The following is an 18,988-nucleotide window of genomic DNA, read 5'->3' on the forward strand; positions in this document are numbered from 1 at the left end:
CGGTCGCCGGTCGAGGAGCGAAGCGTCCCGAGACCCTCGCCGTCGACGCCCTTCACTTGCTATTGACAAGTGCACTTGCAAAGAGCAAGCTGGTGCACATCAACCCGGACCGACACCGATCACGCAACTGGAGGACACCATGAGCACCAGCATCTTCGTCAACCTGCCCACGACCGACCTCGAGCGCTCGAAGGCGTTCTACGAGGCGCTCGGCTTCACCATCAACCCGATGTTCACCGACGAGAACGCGGCCTGCGTCGTGCTCGCCGACAACATCTACTTCATGGTGCTCACCCGCGAGTACCTCGGCACCTTCACCGACAAGCAGATCGTCGACCCGAAGACCCAGGCTCAGACGAGCATCGCGTTCACCCGCGACTCCCGCGACGAGGTCGACGAGGTGCTCGCAAAGGGACTCGCCGCCGGCGGCACCGAGCCGCGCGAGGCGCAGGACCTCGGCTTCATGTACTCGCGCGACCTCGAGGACCCCGACGGCAACATCCTCGGGTTCCTCTACATGGAGCCCGCGGCGGCGCAGATGGGGCCCGACGCCTACCTCGCCGAGCAGGCCGGCGCGACGCCGTCGACGACGGCCTGACCCGGCCCGCAACATGGCTGCACGCGGGGCGCGCGGCTTCGGCCAGTACAGCGGCGCAGCCCGGGCGCTCGAGCGGGTCGGGGATCGATGGGCACTCCTCATCGTCCGCGACCTGCTCGTCGGACCGCGCCGATACGGAGACCTGAAGGCGGGCCTCCCGCGCATCCCCACGAACATCCTCAGCGACCGGTTGCGCGAGCTGCAGGAGACGGGCGTCATCCGCCGCGTGCCGACCGTGCGCGGCGGCTATGAGCTCACCGAACTCGGTCGCGGGCTCGAACCCGTCGTCGTCGCCCTCGAACGCTGGGGCTGGTCGGTGCCCGGCGAGCCCGCCGAGGGCGACCTCGTGTCGAGCGACGCACTCGCGATGGCGCTGCGCGCCGCGTTCCGGTCGGATGCCGCGGCCGGGATGCCGTCCACGGAGTACGTGCTCCACGTGGGCGGCGTCTCGGTCGCGGCGGTCGTCGTGCACGGCACGCTCGACGTCGTGCCGATCGGACCGGGCGCGCTCCCGCAGCCGCGACGAGCGGAGCCCGAGCCGGCGTTCGAGGCGTGGGTCGAGCTCGCACTCGCCCCGGTCGAGTTCCGCGACCTGCTCGTGGGCGCGCTCGACCTCGCGTCCGTGTCGCTCCTCGCCGGCGACGCCGAGACGCTCGTGCGCTTCACGCGCACGTTCCGCATCGACCCGGTGGTGCCGCCGACGGATGCCGCGACCGCATCGGATGCCGCCGCGGCATCCGTCGCCTGATTGCGCCCCCGCCGGTCGAGTAGCGCGGAGCGCGTATCGAGACCCGGGGCCGCGGTCTCGAGTCGGCCCTGGCGGGCATCCTCGACCCGCACACCACGCCTAGACGACGTCGAGCGGCTCCCGCGGCCCGTCGGGCAGCGTGACGGTGAGCGCGTCGCCCGCCCGCACGGTACCGCCGTCGACGACGACGGCCATGACGCCGGCCCGTCGATGGGTCGCACCGGATCCGTCGCGGCGGATGAGCCGCTTCATGAGACCGGACTGGAACCGGTCGATCTGCACGCACGGATTGCGCAGGCCGGTGAGCTCGACCTCGGCCGAGTCGCCCAGCCGGATCCGGGTGCCACGCGGGAGCGCGAGCAGGTCGACGCCCGCGGTCGTCACGTTCTCGCCGAGCTCGCCGGGCGCGACCTCGTGGCCCTCGACGGCCAGCTCGTCGAAGAGCTCGCGCTGGATGAGGTGCACCTGCCGCAGGTTCGGCGGCGTGTCGGCGCCCTTCACGCGCGACCGATGGCGCATCTTCGGGCCCGCGTGCGCGTCGCCCTCGACGCCGTGCCCGGCGATGAGCACGATCTCGTCGCGCACGGGCTTCGAGAAGCGGTGCGCGTCGTCGCGGGCGACGGCGACGACCGTCGGCGTGTCGGAGGTGTCGGATGCGGAGTCCACCGTTCCAGTATCGTCCCGCCGGTCGAATGGGCCAGCGCCCCGCCGGTCGAGTAGGCCCGCCAGGGCCGTATCGAGACCCCGGTCGAGTAGGCCCGCAGGGCCGTATCGAGACCCCGGTCGCGAGGGGTCTCGATACGCGCTTCGCGCTACTCGACCGGCCAGGGGTCTCGATACGCGCTTCGCGCTACTCGACCGGCGAGGGGTCTCGATACGCGCTTCGCGCTACTCGACCGGCGACCGGCGCTACGGCGCCACGTACACCTTGCGCAGCGTCTGCCGCACCGTCCAGATCGTGCGCGTGCCCGCCGTGAGGCGCACGACCGAGCCCGGCCCCAGGATGATCGGGTCGGCGACCGGATGCTGGAACTCCACGGTCGCGGCGCCTGCGAGCACCACGAACACCTCGTCGGCCTCGGTGTCGTGCATCGCGCCCGGCGTCATCTCCCACACGCCCACCACTCGGCCGCCGTCGTCGTCGAGCACGAGGTGCCCGGTGGTCGGCGCGCCGGAGACGACCTGGTCGGCCGGCACGGGTTCGTGCTCGAGGGCGACGGATGCGGCATCCGCGATCGTGCTGGCAACGAGCCTGCCCACTTCGATGGTCATGAGTCGAACCCCAATCCGAGTGCGTCGAGGGTCTTCAGCAGCAGGTTGCGCCGGCCGCCCTCGTGGTCGGCGCGGTCGAGCGACCAGCGCGTGGCGTTGATGCCGAGGGATGCCGCGGGCTCCGGCGGGAACGGCAGCGGGCGCTTCCGCACCATCTCGAGCGAGGTGCGCTCGTTCTCGCGCTGCTCGAGCAGGTCGAGCATGACCTCGGCGGCGAAGCGCGTGCTCGCTACGCCGAGCCCCGTGAACCCGGCCGCATACGCGACCCGATGGTCGCGCGCGGTGCCGTAGAAGGCGGCGAACTGCGTCGACGTGTCGATCGCGCCCGCCCACCGGTGCGAGAAGCGCAGCCCCTCGAGCTGCGGGTAGGTCGTGAAGAAGTGGCTCGCGAGCTTGCGGAAGCTCTCGGGGCGCTCCTCGTACCGTTCGCGCACACGGCCGCCGTAGTGGTAGATCGCGTCGTAGCCGCCGTACAGGATGCGGTTGTCGCGCGTGAGCCGCGAGTAGTGGAACTGGTTCGCCATGTCGCCGATGCCCTGCCGGTTGGCCCAGCCGATCGACGCGAGCTGCTCGTTCGTGAGCGGCTCGGTCATGAGCACGTAGTCGTACACCGGCACGGTCATGAGTGCGTTGCGCTTGAGGAGCGAGGGGAACACATTCGTCGCGAGCACGGCGTGGCGCGCGACCACGCGGCCCTGGTCGCCGATGAGCGTCACCGCGCCGGTCGAGCCGGGCGTCGACAACCGGCGGATGGGCGACTGCTCGTAGATCTCGACACCGAGCTCCTCGGCCGCGCGTGCGAGCTCGGCCGCGAGCTTGCCGGGGTGGAGGATCGCCGAGGTGCGGGTGTTCCAGACCGCCCCGAGGTACGTAGGCGAGGCGACCTCGGCGCGGATCGCGGCCTCGTCGAGGAACCGCACGGTGTCGTCGCCGCGCGCCGCGGCATCCGCCATCGACTCGTGCAGCCACTCGAGCTGGTGCGGCTCCACGGCGACGTCGAGGGCGCCGTTGCGCTCGAACTCGAAGTCGATGCCGAGCTCGGCGCCGGCGGCCTCGATCGCGTCGAGGTTCTCGAGTCCGAGCCGGTCGAGGGTCTCGAGCTCGTCGGGCCAGCGGGCCAGGCCGTTCTCGCGGCCGTGCGTGAGGCTCGCCTCGCAGAAGCCGCCGTTGCGCCCGGATGCCGCCCAGCCGATCGTCTTCGCCTCGACGAGCACGACGTGCAGCGCCGGGTTGCGTCGCTTCGCGAGCACCGCCGTCCACAGGCCCGTGTAGCCGCCCCCGACGATGGCGAGCTCGGCGACCCGCTCGCCGGTGAGCTTCGGCCGCGGGCGCTTCGCCTCGGCCGAGAGGTCGTCGAGCCAGAACACCGACTGTCGGGTCTCGGCGAGGGCATGGTCGATGACGGATGCCGCTGGCCGGCGCCGTTCGAATACGGTCGTTCCCATCCGGGGCTCACTCCGATGCGTCGTGGTGCCCCAATCCTCCCGCGCGGGGGGGCGAGCCGCCAGTGGCGCGGTGTCGCGACATCCGCGCCGCGCCGGACGAATTGGCCGGATGGACAACTTCGGGCTGGCGCCTCATCCTTCAGGGCGACGCGGATGTCGGTGGCCCCGGGCAACATGGGATCAGCGCGATCCGCGCGACCGACCCCGCGAAGGACTGCCTGTGAGCGAACAGCCTGTCACCGACCTGCCTGCGACCCTCGACTACGCGCGCTACGAACTCGAGTTCGACGCGGACTTCTCGGGGCCCGACCTCGATCCGGCCCAGTGGGTGCCGCACTACCTTCCCCAGTGGTCGAGCCGCGAGCAGACTCGCGCGCGCTACGACGTCGGCGACGGGCTGCTCACGCTGCGGGTCGACGCCGACCAGCCGCCGTGGTCGATCGAGTACGACGGCAGCGTGCGCGTGTCGAACCTGCAGACCGGGGTGCGGTCGGGTCCGGTCGGCAGCGCTTCGGGGCAGCACCCGTTCCGCGACGGCCTCGTGGTGCGCGAGCAGCAGGCCGAGCAGCGGCTGTACGCGCCGCAGTACGGCATCGTCGAGGTCCGCGCCGCCGCTACCGACGACCCGCACAGCATGGTCGCCCTGTGGCTCATCGGCGTGGAAGACGAGCCCGAGCGCTCGGCCGAGATCTGCGTCATGGAGATCTTCGGTCGCGAGCTCACCGATGCCGCGGGCCTCGTCGGCATGGGCGTGCACCCGTTCAACGACCCCGCGGTCGCCGACGACTTCGACCGTGTGCGCGTCGAGGGCGACCTGCGCGAGTTCCACGACTACGCCATCGAGTGGCTGCCGAGCGGCATCCGCTTCTTCGTCGACGGGCGGCTCGTGCGCGAGACCGACCAGTCACCGGGCTACCCCCTGCAGCTCATGCTCGACGTCTTCCACTTCCCGCCAGAGGAGGGCGACGCCGGCCGGTATCCGAAGGAGTTCCAGGTGCAGCGGGTGCGCGGGTTCCGGCCGCGCTGATCCCGGGGCGCCCGTCGATCGAGTAGTGCGAAGCGCGACCCCGTCGATCGAGTAGCGCGAAGCGCGACCCCGTCGATCGAGTAGCGCGAAGCGCGACCCCGTCGATCGAGTAGCGCGAAGCGCGACCCCGTCGATCGAGTAGCGCGAAGCGCGTATCGAGATCCGGAACGCAGGGTCTCGATACGGCGCTGCGCGCCTACTCGACCGGCGAGGCGGCGCTGCGCGCCTACTCGACCGGCGGGGGTCGCGCTGCGTGCCTACTCGACCGGCGGGTCAGCGGGGCGCGTGCGCCTCGAGGAACTGGTACACCTCGGTCTGGTCCACGCCCGGGAACGTCCCCGTGGGCAGCGCCGCGAGCAGCGAGGTCGGGGTGCGCGCGGCCGGCCACGAGGCATCCGCCCACTTGTCGCTGAGATCGCCGGGCGCGCGGCGGCAGCACGACTCGTCGGGACAGCGTGACACCGCCCGGTGCGGTGTCTCGCGCCCTCGGAACCACTTGACGTGCTCGAAGGGCACGCCCACCGACACGGAGTACTCGCCCTCCTTGGCCTTCTCGATGCGCGAGGTGCACCAGAACGTGCCCGAGGGCGTGTCGGTGTACTGGTACCACGGGCTGAATCGGTCCTCGACGTCGAACACGGTGCGCGCCGTCCAGTTGCGGCACACGATCGTGCCCTCGACGGCGCCGAGCGCGTCGGACGGGAACTTCACCGAGTCGTTCTCGTAGGCCTTGATGATCGTGCCCGACTCGTGCACCTTCATGAAGTGCACGGGGATGTCGAGGCGCGCCGTCGCGAGGTTCGTGAAGCGGTGGGCGGCGGTCTCGTACGAGACGGCGAAGTGGTCGCGCAGCTCCTCCATCGAGATGCGGCGCAGGTTCTTCGCCTCGCTGAGGTAGCGCACCGCGGCCTGCTCGGGCAGCAGGATCGCGGCGGTGAGGTAGTTCGTCTGCACCCGCTGGCGCAGGAAGTCGCCGTAGTTGCGCGGTTCCTCATGCCCGAGCAGGTGGCTCGAGAGCGCCTGCAGGATGGGCGAGCGCGAGTCGCGCGACGGCGACTGCTGCGTGGGCAGGTAGATGCGGCCGTTGCGCTTGTCGGTCACCGACCGCGTGGAGTGCGGCAGGTCGCCCACGTAGTGCAGCGAGTAGCCCAGGTGCGAGGCCATGTCGGCGACGAGCTGGTGCGACACGGGTCCGCCGGCGTGGCCGACGGCCTCGAGCAGCTCGGCCGCGCGCGCCTCGAGCTCGGGGAAGAAGTTGTCGCGGGCGCGCATCTCGGCGCGCAGCTCGGCGTTGGCTCGCCGAGCCTCCTCCGGCGTGGCCGCGCGCTCGCGGTGCAGCCGGTCGATCTCGTTGTGCAGCGCGAGGATCGTCTGCAACGTCTGGTCGGTCATGCCCTTCGCGACGCGGAACGAGGGGAGGCCCAGCGCCGAGAACACCGGGCCGCGCTGGGCTCGCTCGACGGCGATCTCGAGGGCCGCGCGCTCCGACGGGGCGTCGGGCTTGAGCAGCTCGTCGGCCGTGGTGCCGAGGGCGAGGGCGATCGTGCGCAGCATCGAGAGGCGCGGCTCGCGCTTGCCGTTCTCGATCGCCGAGACCTGCGACGGCGCCCGGTCGATCGCGGCGGCGAGCTCGCCGAGGGTCATGCCGCGGGCGGTGCGGCGATCGCGGATGCGGCGGCCGAGCGTCAGCGCGTCGACCTCGTCGCCGTCGGCCTCGACGGCACCGAGCACGACGGGTGCGGTGGCGACGGAGGCGGCGAGGACCGTGGGGCGACGTGTGCGATCGGCGGTGACCATGCCTCATGCTCACATGAGCGAGCGGATGTCGCAAACGGAAGAACTGCGATCGTTCCGTCTTCGTGGCGGATTCCGAGCCGGAATCGGCTCAGGCTGCAGCATCCGCTCGTGAAATCAGCACGAATTTTTGCACCGGGGCGCACGCAGCCGCAGCCGCCGCCGCTGCGGCTACCAGCGACGACGTGCCACGACGGCGTCGAGCGCCGCCCACGCGAGCAGCGCGCCGGCGCCGATGGCGAGCGCGAACCCCGCCGACGCCGTCGTGACGACCCCGGAGACCGAGGGCGGCGACATGGTCAGGAACACGAGTGCCGCGACGGCCGCGCCCGCGCCAGCGAGCAGGAGCGCCGACCGGCGCACGAGCCCGGTGAGCAGGCGGCGGTCGCGGTGGTCGGCGAGGAGCCGCACGTTGACGTTGAGCGACCCGTTCTCGAGCGCGAACCCGATGCGATCGATGCGGCGGGGCAGTCTGCGCACGCTCGGCAGCAGCGCGAGCGCCTCGGTCGTGACGAGCTGGCGCACGTGTGCGGGCGTCATCTGGTCGCGGATCTGCTCGGCGGCGATCGCCCGCGACTCCTCGATGAGGTCGAAGTCGGGCACGGTGGAGCGCAGCGTGCCGTCGAGCACCGCGAAGCCGCGCGCGGCGGCGACGAACTCGGCGGGAACGGTCTGCCCGTACCGGGTCAGCAGGTCCACGAGCGCGTCGACCGTGGCGACGGTGACCACCGCGCCCGGTCCGAGCTCGAACGTGATGAAGGTGCTGAGGTCGCGCCGGAACACCGCCTCGTCGGCGCCGGGGCGCAGCGGCGCGAGCGCGAGCAACCCGTCGGCGATGAGCTGCGTGTCGCCCTGCAGGTACGCGATGACGAGCTCCTGGATCGCCTCCCGCAGCTGCAGGTCGAGCCGGCCCACCGAACCGAAGTCGACGAGGCCGGGCCGCCCGTCGGCGAGCACCAGGATGTTCCCGGGGTGGAGGTCGGCGTGGTAGACCCCGTCGAACGCGATCTGCCGCACGAACGCGCGCAGCACGGTGCGCATGGTTTCGGTGAGCTGCGCGAGCTCGGCCGACCCTGCGCGCGGCGCGGGCCGCCGACCGCGCCGTTCGACGCGGCGCGCGCGCGCCGGGTCGCCAGCGTCTCGCCCTCGAGGAACTCCATCACGAGCACGCGGTCGCTCGACAGCGACGGATGCGGCCGCGGCAGGCGCAGCTCGTCGGCACGCGGGGAGCGCGACTGCATGGCGTGCATGGCCGCGAGGTTCACCGCCTCGAGCCGGAAGTCCAGCTGGCGCAGCAGGTCGGCGGCGTACTGCTCGGCGACCGCCTGCACGCCGAGCGCGCGGGCCTGCGGCGACGTGCGGACGAGTGCGTTGGCGACGCGCAGCGCGATGTCGACGTCGCGGCGCACCTCGGGCACGATGCCGGGCCGGCGCACCTTGACCGCCACCACGTCGCCGGAGTGGAGCGTCGCGCGGTGCACCTGGGCGATCGATGCCGCGGCGAGCGGGGTCGGGTCGAACCGTGCGAAGACGCTCGTGAGCGGTCCGCCGAACTCCTCCTCGAGCTCGGCCTCGACCGCGTTCCACTCGGCGGGTTCCACGGACTGCTGCAGGCCGGACAGCGCCGCGACGTACTCGTCGGGCAGGATGTCGGCCCGCGTCGACATGAGCTGGCCCATCTTCACGAACGCCCCGCCGGCCTCCTCGAGTGCGAGCCGCAACCCCTGCGCCTGCGCGGCGCGCAGCGAGGCACGACTCGGATCGCTCGAGAGGTCGAGCTTCCGGAAGGGCAGGAGCCCGTGTCGGCGGGCGATGCGGTTGAGCTCGGCGAAGCGACGGCCCCGGCTGAGCACCGAGCCGTTCGCCGCCTTGGCGTCGGCGCCCGACACCCGGGCCAGCACGTCCCCGATCTTCGGGATCGTGACCCCTCGTGCGCCTTCCACCGTTCCGCCCTTCGCCGTGCCCTGTCGTGGTCTCCTCCAAGGCGACGGCGCGGCGATGCGCATCGGCGCGGTGCGGATACTCGGCAGATCGGCAGGCGGGCGGATGCGGCATCCGCTCGCCTGCCGCGAGCCTGGATCGTGGACTCAGCCGGCGAGCTGCGGTTTCAGCTCACGCGCGAAGAAGTCGAGGAATCCGTCGGGGTCGGATCCGTTGTTCATGAGCACGACGTGATCGTAGCCCGCCTGCTCGTACTGCCGGATCGCGGCCAGGTGCTTCGCGGCATCGGGTCCGCACGGCATCTGCCCCGCGACGTCCTCCTCGCGCACGTATCGCGCCGATGCCTCGAAGTTCGCCGGGTTGGGCAACTCGCTCATGACCTTCCAGCCCGTCAGCGACCACCGGGCCGACTCGAAGGCGGCTCGAACCGCGGAGGCCTCGTCCTCCGCCCAGGCGAGACCGACCTCGCCGTACGCGGGACCGGCCCCACCCGCGGACCGGTAGGCCTCGAACAGCTCGGCCTTCGGCTCGGTGCCGAACATCCCGTCGCCGAGCTCGGCGGCGAGCTCCGCGGCATCCGGCCCACCCGCCGCGACGACGATCTGCGGAAGCCGCTCGGGCAGGTCGAAGACGCGCGCGTCCTCGAGATCGAGGTACTCGCCGCGATACGAGTGGTAGCCGCCCGACCAGAGCAGCCGGATGATCTCGATGGCCTCGCGCAGCATCGCCTGGCGTTCGGCGACGGCGGGGAAGCCGCGGCCGACGACGTGTTCATTGAGCCGCTCGCCCGACCCCAGGCCGAGCGTGAAGCGTCCGTCGGAGAGCAGCGACATCGTCGCGGCCGCCTGTGCGATGACCGCCGGGTGGTACCGCACCGTGGGGCAGGTCACGCCGGTCGCGAGGCCGAGGGAGTCCGTGCCCGCCGCGATCGCACCGAGCACCGACCAGGCGAAAGGGGAGTGGCCCTGCGAGTCGAGCCACGGGTGGAAATGGTCGCTGATCTCGACGAAGTCGAATCCGGATGCCTCGGCGAGCTGCGCCTGGCGCACGAGTTCCTTCGGACCGAATCCCTCGGCGGCGAGCTTGTATCCGTACTGCATGGTGTGTCCCCCTTCGACCCGGGCGACGCTACGCGGGCGCGGCAGCGACGGGGACCGGGTTGACCCGGGCGGCCGCTGCCGTTACGGGTCGGCGCGGTCGGAGCGGCTCGGGGCGCCCTGCGTCGCGGAGGCGCCGGCCGCTGCGGCGGCGAGGATGCCGGCCGCGGTGAGCGTGCAGACGGCGAGGCCGGGCTGCACCAGCGTCGCGGCGAGCACGAGGACCGCGGCCGTCCGGAGTCCGATCACCCGGATGCGGCCCGAGCCGAACACCGACCCGAGCGCGGTCGCCGACGCGGCGGCGAGGATCAGCGCGGCAGGCAGGAGCGCCCCGCTCCAGTACGCGGCGGTGTCGGCGAGCCCGTGACTTCGGTGCACCAGGAACCACGTCGCGAGGAACGCCCAGGCGATGCCCGCGATCGCGACGACGACCAGCAGCCGGGTCCGCGTGGTCCGTGAGGGGTTGACGAAGATGAGCAGCCCGGAGAGGAACGCGGGCACGACGGCGGCGCACAGCAGTACCGCAAGGGACTCGAGGTAGCCGATTCCGTCGGCGCAGATGAAGCTGTCGCCGCCGAGCGGATCCGCTTCGCAGCGGACGTGCAACTGGTCGCGCGCCAACCCGACCGCGAGGGGCGCGGTGAGGACCGAGAGCACCGCTCCCGCGATCACCCAGACCACGATCCATCCCTGTCGCGCCCACACCGGGTCATCGTGTCGCACGGTGCGGTCGGATGACGCCACGAACCGCGGCGCGTCGCCGGCCGGCGTCGGCACGCACGCGTCAGCCGTGGACCGCGTCGAGCGCGTCGAGGTGCCGCTCGCGGGAGGCGAGCACCTCGGGCACGTGCGCCTCGGCCCAGGCGCGCATCGCGGCCATGGGCTCGAGCAGTGAGACGCCGAGCGGGGTGAGTTCGTACTCGACGCGCGGCGGCGACTCGTCGTAGGCACGTCGGGAGACGAGCCCGTCGGCCTCCAGGGCGCGGAGCGTCTCGGTGAGCACCTTCGACGTCACGACGCCGACGCGCGCCTTGAGGGCGGTGAATCGCAGCGGTCCGTGGGCGAGGGCGAGGATGACGAACATCGACCAGCGTTCGCCGATGCGCTGCATCACGACGCGGCTCGGGCAGTCGGGGCGCAGCACGTCCATGGGGACGGAAGGCAGTGGGGTCGCCGCGGCATCCGTCGTCGTCTTCGGCTGGGAGGCACCGCGGGTGGGGGTCGTCGTGGCGGGCATGATGGGCTCCTCGTCGCCTCGCGGCGCCGGTTCGTGACCCCGTGTTGCGGAGGCCCGGTCCGGTTCCGTTGAAGTAACCGGTATCCGATGGATACCGTCAGTGCATGAGGATTCTACTGACCGGGGGAACCGGATACATCGGATCGGCCGTGCTCGACGCGCTCACGGGCGCGGGACACGAGGTCGTCGCGGTCGTGCGCAACGCGCGTGCGGCGGAGCGGGTCGCCGCGCGCGGCGCCACTGCGCTCGAGGGCGACCTGACGGATGCCGCGTGGTTCGCGCAGGCGCTCGACGGCGTCGACGGGGCGATCCACACCGCGGTGCCCGACGAGGGGGCGCCCGAGTTCAACGAGACCGTCGTCGACGCGGCGATCCGCGCCTTCGGCCACGGCGGACGCCGATTCGTGCTCACGAGCGGCGTCTGGGAGTACGGCTCGGGCGCCGACCTCGACGACGACGGGCCGCTCGACCCGCCGTCGCTCGTCGCGTGGCGCGTGCCGCAGGAGGAGCGACTGCTCGCCTCGGGGGTCGATGCGGCGATCGTGGCGCCCGGCATCGTCTACGGGCACGGGCACGGCCGCGGACTCGTGGGCCTCGTGACCGACGCGCCCCGCACCGAGTCGGGCGCGCTCCGGCTCGTCGGCGACGGCACCCAGCACTGGACCTTCGTGCACGTCGACGACCTCGCCCGGCTCTACCTGGCCGTGCTCGAGCACGACGGCACGCTCGGGCGGGTCATCGGCTCCGACGGCTCGCCCACCACGGTGCGTGAGCTCGCCGAGTCCGTAGCGGATGCCGCGGGCGTCGCGCCCGAGCCGGCGGACGCCACGCGCGAGCGCCTCGGCGCCGCCTTCGCCGACGCGCTGCTGCTCGACCAGGACGCGCGCGGCGCGAAGGCCCGCTCCCTCGGCTGGATCCCCGAGCACACGGGCGTCCTCGACGAGGTGCGCGCCACCCGGGCCGAAGCGGCCTGAGGCCGTGAGACGGTGACGGATGCCGCGGCCCCGCGCCGCGGCATCCGCCACCGCTGTGGACGCGCTGTGCCCACGGCCCGCGGTGCTCGCTAGGGTCGGATGATGGATCTCGTCGACGTGTGGCCTGTCTTCGGCACGCGCCTGTTCACCCCTCGGCTCGAGCTGCGCGTCGCCCGCGACGAGGACATCCCGGGTCTCGCCGACGCTGGGATCCGCGGCATCCACGACGCCGAGCGCATGCCGTTCGCCCACCCCTGGACCGACGAGCCGCCCGAGACCCTGCGCCGCGAGATGGCGCGATATCTCTGGCGGGAGCGGGCCGCCGTCGCACCCGGCACGTGGATGCTCAACTTCGCCGTGCTCGACGACGGCGTGCCCATCGGCATCCAGGACCTGCGCGCCGTGGACTTCACGCCGCTGCGCACCGTGTCGACGGGCTCGTGGCTCACGCGATCGCGGCAGGGCGCCGGACTCGGCACCGAGATGCGCGCCGCGGTGCTCGCGTTCGCGTTCGACCACCTGGGCGCCGAGGTCGCCGAGTCGGCTGCCATCGACTGGAACGAGGCATCGCTGAGCGTCTCGCGCAAGCTCGGCTACTGCGAGAACGGCGTGAAGCGCGTCACGGCGCGGCCCGGCACGGTCGAACGCGAGGTGCTGCTCCGGCTCGAGCCCGGCGACTTCATGCGGCCCGACTGGGAGCTGCGCGTCGAGGGCGTCGAGGCCGCGCGGGCGGCGCTCGTCGCCTAGCGCCGGGCCCGGTTCGGGTTCGCGTTCGCGTTCGCGTTCGAACTGACGCTTCTTGTCGGAATGTTGCACCGATACCGACAAGAAGCGTCAACTCGGCAGCGGGCAGCGGGTTGACTTGTCCCCGACAGGGGGTCGACGCACCGCAGAGCGCACCGACCGGCGCCGGCGAGCGCCGTCTCGCCCTGCCACGTCGAATGCTCGACGGATGCGACGTCCCACGCACCTGCCGCCGCGCTTCGAGGGCGCACCGTTCAGCACCGCCGAGGCCCTCCACGCCGGCGTGACGCCTCGGCGGCTTCGATCGGACTCCCTCGCAGCCCCGCACCGCGGTGTCCGCGTCGACCCGGAGCGACTCATCACCACCCTCGAGCGGTGCCGCGCCTACGCCGTGATCATGTCACCCGGGCACGTCTTCTCCGGGCCGACGGCAGCCGCGCTGTACGGCATGCCGTTGCCGCTCGCGCTCGAGCGTGACCTGCGGCTCCACGTCACCTCCGTCGATGGCTCGCGTGCGCCTCGCGGCCGGGGCGTCGTCGGCAGTTCGACGACCGTCGCGCCGCTGCTCATTCGAGTGCCGGGGCTCGGTGGTGCCCGCATGACCTCGCCGGCCGACACCTGGTGCGCGCTCGCGGCGGCATTGACGCTTGACGATCTGGTCGCCGCGGGCGATCGCCTGCTCGGACTGCCGAAGCCGCTGTGCGCCGCACGGCAGATCGACGACGCGATCGCACGTCACGGATCGCGACGGGGTGCCCGCGCGCTCCACGATGCGCGCGGGTGGCTGCGCGCCGACGTGTTCTCGCGAAGGGAGACCTTCGCCCGCCTGATCCTCGTTCGGGCGGGAATGCCGGAGCCCGAGCCCAACGGCCTGATCGTCCTGCGATCGGGGCGCCGTACGCGGGGCGACCTCGTCTTCCGACGGCATCGCGTTCTCGTCGAGTACGAGGGCGAGCACCACCTGTTCGACGTCGATCAGTGGGCCACGGATGTCGCGCGGCTGAACGACCTCATCGACGACGGTTGGTGGGTGATCCGGGTCACCAAGCGGATGCCGCCGTCGGAGCTCATCGCGCGCACGAGCCGCGCTTTGGCCGATCGAGGTTGGGTGCCTGCTACGAAGTGACGCCTCTTGTCGGAATCCCGCCGCCATTCCGACAACTGGCGTCATCCGGAGTCGTCACCACGACGCGCGCGAGAGCGGGGTTGTTCCGCGGCGCAGAAGAACCGTGAAAGTTCACCCCCCGGATCGAGGGTCGGCGGGGTTGCGCGGCCCGCAGAGTGGAGGCACAGACCCCCGGACGGCACCGAAGCAGACGCCCGACGGACACACCGAAGCATCCGCACCGCAGCACCGAAGGAGCACGACGATGAGCACCGACCGCCCCGGCGACCAGACCCAGACCGCAGCCGAACTGCAGCTCGAGTGGGACGCGAACCCCCGCTGGGACGGCGTCCGCCGCGACTACACCGCCGCCGACGTCGTCGCCCTCCGTGGCCCGGTGCGCGAGGAGCGCACGCTCGCCCGCCGCGGCGCCGAGAAGCTCTGGGAGGACATCCAGAGGAACACCGGCACCGCCTTCGCGCCGCAGGAGGACCCGCAGTGGTCGGCCGCGCTCGGCGCCCTCACCGGCAACCAGGCCGTGCAGCAGGTGCGCGCGGGCCTCAAGGCGATCTACCTGAGCGGCTGGCAGGTCGCGGCCGACGCGAACCTCAGCGGCCAGACCTACCCGGACCAGTCGCTCTACCCCGCGAACTCCGTTCCGGCGGTCGTGCGCCGCATCAACAACGCGCTGCTGCGCGCCGGCCAGATCGAGCAGGGCACCGACGACCGCGACTGGATGGCCCCCATCGTGGCCGACGCCGAGGCCGGCTTCGGCGGTCCGCTCAACGCCTACGAGCTCATGCACCAGATGATCGAGGCGGGTGCGGCCGGCGTGCACTGGGAGGATCAGCTGGCCAGCGAGAAGAAGTGCGGCCACATGGGCGGCAAGGTGCTCATCCCCACGAGCCAGCACATCCGCACGATCAACGCGGCACGGCTGGCGGCGGATGTCGCGGGCGTGCCCTCGATCATCATCGCCCGCACCGACGCACTCGCCGCGACCCTGCTCACGAGCGACCACGACGAGCGCGACAAGCCCTTCGTCACGGGCGAGCGCACCGCCGAGGGCTTCTACGAGGTGCAGAACGGCATCGAGCCGGTCATCGCCCGCGGCCTCGCCTACGCCGAGTACGCCGACCTGCTCTGGGTCGAGTCGGCCGAGCCCGACCTCGACCTGGCCCGCCGGTTCGCCGAGGCCGTGCACGCGAAGTTCCCGGGCAAGCGCCTGAGCTACAACTGCTCGCCGTCGTTCAACTGGAAGCGCCACCTCGACGACGACCAGATCGCCAAGTTCCAGCGCGAGCTCGCGTCGATGGGCTACGCGTTCCAGTTCATCACCCTCGCGGGCTTCCACGCCCTCAACCACTCCATGTTCACGCTCGCGAAGGACTACAGCGAGCGGCACATGAGCGCATACGTCGAGCTCCAGGAGGCGGAATTCGCCTCGGAGGCATCCGGCTACACCGCCACGCGCCACCAGCGCGAGGTCGGCACCGGCTACTTCGACCAGATCGCCACGGCGCTGAACCCCAACAGCGCAACGCTCGCCCTCGTCGGATCGACCGAGGAAGAACAGTTCAACCACTGACCCCGTCGGTCGAGTAGCGCGCAGCGCGTCTCGAGACCACCACCGCCGGTCGAGGAGCGCGGACCGTATCGAAACCAGCACTGGTCTCGATACGGCCTCCGGCCCACTCGACCGGCGGGAGGTCTCGAACGGCCTCCGGCCTACTCGACCGACGCACCGAAGGAGACACGACCATGAACACCACGCCCAGCATGATGCTCGAGCGAACGGATGCCGCGGCATCCGAGACCGCGACCACCGCCACGCCCGCGACGACCGAGCGCGCCCGCTTCGCGACCGAGCCGAAGCCCGCCACCGGCAGCTTCCGCACCGTCGAGCCCCGCATCGAGGTCACCGCGCCGCTCGGCGAGCGCTACGACGAGATCCTCACCCCCGAGGCGCTCGAGTTCCTCGCCGAACTGCACGACCGCTTCGCCCACACCCGGCACGAGCTGCTCGCCGTGCGCCTGCAGACGCGCGTCGACGCGGCCAACGGCCGCGACCCGAAGTTCCTGCCCGAGACCGAGCGGATCCGCAACGACCCCTCGTGGCGCGTCGCCGGCGCCGCACCGGGCCTCGAGGACCGCCGCGTCGAGATCACCGGCCCGACCGACCGCAAGATGGCCATCAACGCGCTGAACTCCGGCGCGAAGGTGTGGCTCGCCGACCAGGAGGACGCCACGAGCCCCACCTGGCAGAACGTGATCGAGGGCCAGCTGTCGCTGTTCGACTTCCTGCGCGGCAACCTCGAGTACACGAGCCCCGAGGGCAAGGAGTACCGCGTCACCGCGTCGGAGACCCCGACGATCGTGATGCGGCCGCGCGGCTGGCACCTCACCGAGAAGCACATCCGCTTCCACGACCGGGCCGGGCGCGACATGCACGCCTCGGGTTCGCTCGTCGACTTCGGCCTGTACTTCTTCCACAACGCGCAAAAGCTCATCGACGCCGGACGCGGGCCGTACTTCTACCTGCCCAAGCTCGAGTCGCACCGCGAGGCGAAGCTCTGGAACGACATCTTCGTCTACGCGCAGGACCGCCTCGGCATCCCGCAGGGGACCGTGCGCGCCACGGTGCTCATCGAGACGATCCAGGCCGCGTTCCAGATGGACGAGATCCTCTACGAGTTGCGCGACCACTGCGCCGGACTCAACGCCGGCCGCTGGGACTACATCTTCTCGATCGTGAAGACGTTCCGCTCGCGCGGCCGCCGCTGGGTCATGCCCGACCGCAAGGCGATCACCATGACGGTGCCGTTCATGCGCGCCTACACCGAACTCCTCGTCGCCACCTGCCACAAGCGGGGTGCGCACGCGATCGGGGGCATGAGCGCGTTCATCCCCAACCGCCGCGACGCCGAGGTGACCGAGCGGGCGCTCGCCGCGGTCGCCGCCGACAAGCGCCGCGAGGCGGGCGACGGCTTCGACGGCACGTGGGTGGCCCACCCCGACCTCATCCCCACGGCGCGCGCCGAGTTCGACGCGGTGCTGGGCGACCGGCCCAACCAGGTCGACCGCCTGCGCGACGACGTGCACGTGACGGCGGCGCAGCTGCTCGACATCCCGTCGATCGGCGGCCAGGTCACCGAGGCGGGCGTGCGCGACAACATCTCGATCGGCATCCGCTACATCGAGTCGTGGCTGCGGGGCGTGGGCGCCGCGGCGATCGACAACCTCATGGAGGACGCCGCGACCGCGGAGATCTCGCGTTCGCAGGTGTGGCAGTGGCTGAACGACAACACGGTCACGGCCGAGGGCACGCGCATCGACCAGACGTCGATCGTGCGGCTCATGGCGGCGGCGGTCGCCGACCTGCCGCGGTTCGAGGGCGACCGGTTCGACGACGCGATCTCGGTGTTCCGCAGCGTCGCGCTCGAGCCCGAGTTCCCCACGTTCCTCACGGTGGGGGCGTACGCCCGGTTCCTCTGATCGGGGCGAATGCGACGAGCGGATGCCGCGGGCGGGACCCCGCGGCATCCGCTTCGTCGTGTCATCGCCACGTGGGCATGCCCGCGGGCGTCGGAGCCGCGCCACGCGGCGACCCCGCCGACGCCCGTCAGCGCATCGGCACGCTCACGTCGGTGCCGCCCTCGGGCGTGAGCCGTGCGTTCATCTTCACGAGCGTCGGCGCGGGCACGAAGCCGCCCGCGAAGAGCGCCTCGCCCTGCCGGAACCACGGCGACCGCGCGATGAGCGCCGTGGGGGCGTAGCCGAAGTAGGTGGCGAGCCCCTCGAGGTCGACGGGCGAACTCATCTTCATGAGCGCGAGGTTGTCGCACTGGGAGATGATCCCGGGGTGCACCTTCGAGGGCCGCTGCGTCGAGAGCAGGAGCCAGAGCCCGAACTTGCGTCCCTCGGCGGCGATCTGGATCAGGCGTTCGCGCACCGCGACGGCAGTGGGCGAGTCGAGTTGCGGCGAGCACAGGTTGTGCGCCTCGTCGATCACGAGCAGCAGCGGGCGGCGCTCCTCGCGCCGGTTCCAGAGCTCGTCGAGCACCGAGAGGGCGACGACGAGCTGCTGCTCGGGCGTCGAGAAGCCGCCGAGGTCGAGCACCGTGGCATCCGGCCGCTCGTCGATCACCTCGGTCGCGGCTCGGTTCAGGCCGGCCCAGACCTCCCAGCCGAGGAGGCCGAGGTTCTCGAGCCGCAGCGCGAGGCGCTGATGCGCAGGCTCGTCGGAGTTGTGCAGCGTCGGGAGGATGTTGGCGATGTCGGTCACCTCGAACAGCTCGCGCAGGTGCAGCAGCGCGTTGAATTCTTCGCGGTCGGCGACGGGGTCGAGTTCGAGCACCGCGGCCTTCGACATGATCGGCATGTCGAGGAACCGCGCGCGCAACGGCTCCGCGCCGGCCGTGTTCGGTCGCAGCACCCGGATGTCGCGCTCGCGCAGCGCATCGGCCGACGGGCCCGTGGCGCCCGGGTTCAGCTCGCCGAGCCGCACGAAGTCGGAGTTCGGGTCGAAGATCACGACCGGCAGCGCCGTGTGCGCGATGACCTGCTCGAGCACGACGCCGAGTGCGTAGGTCTTCCCCGAGCCGCTCTGTCCGCACCAGAAGGTGTGCCGATTGAAGCGGTGCGGAAGCAGGCGTGCCGGCCCGCCGGGCGGCGTGAGGTCGCCGCCGACCTCGAGTGCGGCGCCCGTCGCGGCGTGCAGCAGGTCGAGTGCGTCGAGGTCGACGGGCGACACCGCGGCCTCGCCGAACGCATGGCTCGTGCGGGTGTCGAGCACGCCGTCGGCGATCGCGCCGATGAGGCGGCCGCGCACCGTGCCCGTCGTCTCGTCGCGGCTCTCGAGGAGGGCGACCTGGCGATGCACGCCGTCGTCGACGATCACGAGCGAGCCGACTACGAACGCGTTTCCCTCGGTGGGCATGGTGAGCGAGCGTCCGTCGTCGGAGTGGGCGGTCAGGGCAGCGGCGGTGGCATCCATGCGCCGATCC

The 18,988-nt window shown here is 71.8% G+C and carries 17 protein-coding genes and 1 pseudogene; 8 read left to right on the top strand and 10 right to left on the bottom strand.

Translation table 11 applies throughout. The annotated features are described in order from the left end of the window. The first annotated feature begins 139 nt into the window (after positions 1–139). Positions 140–598: a VOC family protein gene (locus tag EDM22_RS09370; protein ID WP_122936792.1), complete on the top strand. Its 459-nt coding sequence runs from the start codon at positions 140–142 to the stop codon at positions 596–598. A 13-nt stretch (positions 599–611) separates the two neighbouring features. Then, the gene (locus EDM22_RS09375; protein ID WP_122936793.1) at positions 612–1,346 is read left to right on the top strand and encodes a winged helix-turn-helix transcriptional regulator; all 735 of its coding nucleotides are present in this window, start codon (positions 612–614) and stop codon (positions 1,344–1,346) included. A 99-nt stretch (positions 1,347–1,445) separates the two neighbouring features. Here EDM22_RS09375 and EDM22_RS09380 read toward each other — a convergent pair whose 3' ends face one another. The 3 genes from EDM22_RS09380 to EDM22_RS09390 all read right to left on the bottom strand — a co-directional run bounded on the left by EDM22_RS09380 (position 1,446) and on the right by EDM22_RS09390 (position 4,063). After that, positions 1,446–2,012 carry an MOSC domain-containing protein gene (locus EDM22_RS09380; RefSeq protein ID WP_122936794.1) on the bottom strand — a complete coding sequence of 189 codons (567 nt, stop codon included), beginning with the start codon at positions 2,010–2,012 and terminating at the stop codon, positions 1,446–1,448. A 243-nt stretch (positions 2,013–2,255) separates the two neighbouring features. Beyond that, positions 2,256–2,618 (bottom strand): cupin domain-containing protein, encoded by a 363-nt coding sequence (locus EDM22_RS09385; protein WP_122936795.1) that lies wholly within the window; start codon positions 2,616–2,618, stop codon positions 2,256–2,258. Continuing rightward, positions 2,615–4,063: an NAD(P)/FAD-dependent oxidoreductase gene (locus EDM22_RS09390; protein WP_122936796.1), complete on the bottom strand. Its 1,449-nt coding sequence runs from the start codon at positions 4,061–4,063 to the stop codon at positions 2,615–2,617. Before EDM22_RS09390 ends, EDM22_RS09385 begins: the two co-directional genes overlap by 4 nt. 220 nt (positions 4,064–4,283) lie before the next feature. Between EDM22_RS09390 and EDM22_RS09395 the strand changes: the two genes are divergently transcribed. Continuing rightward, complete coding sequence (locus EDM22_RS09395) at positions 4,284–5,090, top strand: glycoside hydrolase family 16 protein (protein WP_212591925.1); 807 nt, start codon at positions 4,284–4,286, stop codon at positions 5,088–5,090. Positions 5,091–5,363: 273 nt separating this feature from the next. Here EDM22_RS09395 and EDM22_RS09400 read toward each other — a convergent pair whose 3' ends face one another. The 6 genes and pseudogenes from EDM22_RS09400 to EDM22_RS09420 form a co-directional block, all read right to left on the bottom strand. Beyond that, entirely contained in the window at positions 5,364–6,887 is a 1,524-nt protein-coding gene (locus tag EDM22_RS09400) for a helix-turn-helix transcriptional regulator (protein WP_122936798.1), read from the bottom strand. 168 nt (positions 6,888–7,055) lie between these two features. Continuing rightward, positions 7,056–7,925, bottom strand: a complete 870-nt coding sequence (locus EDM22_RS20250; RefSeq protein WP_376917751.1) for an AarF/UbiB family protein — start codon at positions 7,923–7,925, stop codon at positions 7,056–7,058. A 92-nt stretch (positions 7,926–8,017) separates the two neighbouring features. Further along, positions 8,018–8,890: pseudogene (locus EDM22_RS20255) on the bottom strand (ABC1 kinase family protein); the annotation flags it as partial. Positions 8,891–8,971: 81 nt separating this feature from the next. Next, entirely contained in the window at positions 8,972–9,925 is a 954-nt protein-coding gene (locus EDM22_RS09410) for a TIGR03557 family F420-dependent LLM class oxidoreductase (protein WP_122936800.1), read from the bottom strand. An 81-nt stretch (positions 9,926–10,006) separates the two neighbouring features. Further along, positions 10,007–10,603 (bottom strand): hypothetical protein, encoded by a 597-nt coding sequence (locus EDM22_RS09415; RefSeq protein WP_138708059.1) that lies wholly within the window; start codon positions 10,601–10,603, stop codon positions 10,007–10,009. Positions 10,604–10,706: 103 nt separating this feature from the next. After that, positions 10,707–11,159 carry a winged helix-turn-helix transcriptional regulator gene (locus EDM22_RS09420; protein WP_342768508.1) on the bottom strand — a complete coding sequence of 151 codons (453 nt, stop codon included), beginning with the start codon at positions 11,157–11,159 and terminating at the stop codon, positions 10,707–10,709. Positions 11,160–11,263: 104 nt separating this feature from the next. Between EDM22_RS09420 and EDM22_RS09425 the strand changes: the two genes are divergently transcribed. The 5 genes from EDM22_RS09425 to aceB all read left to right on the top strand — a co-directional run bounded on the left by EDM22_RS09425 (position 11,264) and on the right by aceB (position 17,477). Continuing rightward, positions 11,264–12,133 (top strand): NAD-dependent epimerase/dehydratase family protein, encoded by an 870-nt coding sequence (locus EDM22_RS09425; protein WP_122936803.1) that lies wholly within the window; start codon positions 11,264–11,266, stop codon positions 12,131–12,133. Positions 12,134–12,235: 102 nt separating this feature from the next. Continuing rightward, positions 12,236–12,880: a GNAT family N-acetyltransferase gene (locus EDM22_RS09430; protein WP_342768509.1), complete on the top strand. Its 645-nt coding sequence runs from the start codon at positions 12,236–12,238 to the stop codon at positions 12,878–12,880. A gap of 205 nt (positions 12,881–13,085) precedes the next feature. Continuing rightward, positions 13,086–14,003: a hypothetical protein gene (locus tag EDM22_RS09435; RefSeq protein ID WP_122936805.1), complete on the top strand. Its 918-nt coding sequence runs from the start codon at positions 13,086–13,088 to the stop codon at positions 14,001–14,003. A gap of 244 nt (positions 14,004–14,247) precedes the next feature. Beyond that, a complete protein-coding gene (aceA, locus tag EDM22_RS09440) occupies positions 14,248–15,570 on the top strand; it encodes an isocitrate lyase (RefSeq protein WP_122936806.1) in 1,323 nt (440 codons plus the stop codon). 173 nt (positions 15,571–15,743) lie between these two features. Beyond that, the gene (aceB, locus tag EDM22_RS09445) at positions 15,744–17,477 is read left to right on the top strand and encodes a malate synthase A (protein WP_245989295.1); all 1,734 of its coding nucleotides are present in this window, start codon (positions 15,744–15,746) and stop codon (positions 17,475–17,477) included. 127 nt (positions 17,478–17,604) lie between these two features. Here aceB and EDM22_RS09450 read toward each other — a convergent pair whose 3' ends face one another. Next, positions 17,605–18,978 carry an ATP-binding protein gene (locus EDM22_RS09450; RefSeq protein WP_212591926.1) on the bottom strand — a complete coding sequence of 458 codons (1,374 nt, stop codon included), beginning with the start codon at positions 18,976–18,978 and terminating at the stop codon, positions 17,605–17,607. Positions 18,979–18,988: the final 10 nt, after the last annotated feature.

Origin of the sequence: Agromyces tardus (assembly GCF_003710805.1) — a bacterium.
Taxonomy (GTDB): Bacteria; Actinomycetota; Actinomycetes; order Actinomycetales; family Microbacteriaceae; genus Agromyces; species Agromyces tardus.

Bases quoted from the DNA above. Each gene is read 5' to 3' on its own strand.
- EDM22_RS09390 (WP_122936796.1), bottom strand. From the start codon at position 4,063: ATGGGAACGACCGTATTCGAACGGCGCCGGCCAGCGGCATCCGTCATC.
- aceB (WP_245989295.1), top strand. From the start codon at position 15,744: ATGAACACCACGCCCAGCATGATGCTCGAGCGAACGGATGCCGCGGCA.
- EDM22_RS20250 (WP_376917751.1), bottom strand. From the start codon at position 7,925: ATGCGCACCGTGCTGCGCGCGTTCGTGCGGCAGATCGCGTTCGACGGG.
- EDM22_RS09410 (WP_122936800.1), bottom strand. From the start codon at position 9,925: ATGCAGTACGGATACAAGCTCGCCGCCGAGGGATTCGGTCCGAAGGAA.
- EDM22_RS09450 (WP_212591926.1), bottom strand. From the start codon at position 18,978: ATGGATGCCACCGCCGCTGCCCTGACCGCCCACTCCGACGACGGACGC.
- EDM22_RS09385 (WP_122936795.1), bottom strand. From the start codon at position 2,618: ATGACCATCGAAGTGGGCAGGCTCGTTGCCAGCACGATCGCGGATGCC.
- EDM22_RS09435 (WP_122936805.1), top strand. From the start codon at position 13,086: ATGCGACGTCCCACGCACCTGCCGCCGCGCTTCGAGGGCGCACCGTTC.
- EDM22_RS09420 (WP_342768508.1), bottom strand. From the start codon at position 11,159: ATGCCCGCCACGACGACCCCCACCCGCGGTGCCTCCCAGCCGAAGACG.
- EDM22_RS09375 (WP_122936793.1), top strand. From the start codon at position 612: ATGGCTGCACGCGGGGCGCGCGGCTTCGGCCAGTACAGCGGCGCAGCC.
- aceA (WP_122936806.1), top strand. From the start codon at position 14,248: ATGAGCACCGACCGCCCCGGCGACCAGACCCAGACCGCAGCCGAACTG.
- EDM22_RS09370 (WP_122936792.1), top strand. From the start codon at position 140: ATGAGCACCAGCATCTTCGTCAACCTGCCCACGACCGACCTCGAGCGC.
- EDM22_RS09425 (WP_122936803.1), top strand. From the start codon at position 11,264: ATGAGGATTCTACTGACCGGGGGAACCGGATACATCGGATCGGCCGTG.
- EDM22_RS09430 (WP_342768509.1), top strand. From the start codon at position 12,236: ATGGATCTCGTCGACGTGTGGCCTGTCTTCGGCACGCGCCTGTTCACC.
- EDM22_RS09400 (WP_122936798.1), bottom strand. From the start codon at position 6,887: ATGGTCACCGCCGATCGCACACGTCGCCCCACGGTCCTCGCCGCCTCC.